Annotated in this window: 1 protein-coding gene and 1 pseudogene; one reads left to right on the forward strand and one right to left on the reverse strand. The window is 61.6% G+C overall.

Features of this window, described 5'->3' with window-relative positions; all coding sequences use genetic code 11:
• Positions 1 to 408 (reverse strand): annotated as a pseudogene (locus tag BN1130_RS10735) (signal recognition particle-docking protein FtsY); the annotation flags it as partial.
• Between the two features lie 112 nt (positions 409 to 520).
• Here BN1130_RS10735 and rsmD point away from each other — a divergent pair.
• Positions 521 to 869: 16S rRNA (guanine(966)-N(2))-methyltransferase RsmD (gene rsmD, locus BN1130_RS10740; protein WP_042042007.1), on the forward strand; the 349-nt coding region annotated here is incomplete at its 3' end.

Consider the following 869-nt stretch of genomic DNA (forward strand, 5'->3'; position numbering starts at 1 on the left):
TTCCTGCTCGGCGGCAATGCGGGCAGCTTCCTGCCCGGCGGCAACGCGAGCAGCCTCCTGCTCGACGGCAACGCGGGCAGCTTCCTGCTCGGCGGCAACCTTGGCCGCGTCTTCCTCCGGGCTCAGCAGCTCAGGATTGACGATGACGGGCTCCAGGGAGCTGGCGCACTCTTCGATCACCAGGGGCGCAGTGTTGAGATCCTCAGCCAAAGGATCGAGCAGGGGGTCTGCGTGCGGCAGGGAAGTCTCGCCGGACTCAGCGGAGATGACGTCGGTCGATGGGGAAGAAGTGGCGCTGGCGCCATTTTGGGTGCTGACAGTCTCGGATTGGGGTGTCTGTGGTTGGACAACCTCAGCCTCTTCTTTCTTGCGGCCGAACCCCAGCCAGGAAAACAAACCTTTTGCCATTTTTAAAAATACTCACTTCGTTGGCTGACTGCTAAGATAGCCGTCCCTCGGTGGGTCGGCATAAAAATGAACCGCCTTATACTATCACTTTATTTTCTGACGACGAAACGCGATGCCCAGAGTGAAATCCAGTCAAAACAGCCCGGCCCAGCGCCCGGGAGCCAAGGGTAAATCCGGCTTTGTCCGTATCATCAGTGGCCAATGGCGTGGTCGCAAGCTGCCGGTGCAGGATGTGGAGGGACTCAGACCCACCACGGACAGAGTCAAGGAGACCATCTTCAACTGGTTGGCCGCCCATGTCCGCGGCAGCCGCTGTCTCGACCTGTTCGCCGGTAGCGGGGGGCTGGGCCTGGAGGCGCTGTCGCGCTACGCCGAGCAGGTCACGCTGGTCGAGATGGACAAGGGCGCCGCCGATCAACTCAAGAAGAACCTGGCGGCGCTGGGCAGCAGCCAGGGTGCGG

Source organism: Aeromonas rivuli (assembly GCF_000820045.1).
In the GTDB taxonomy this organism is placed as follows: Bacteria; Pseudomonadota; Gammaproteobacteria; order Enterobacterales; family Aeromonadaceae; genus Aeromonas; species Aeromonas rivuli.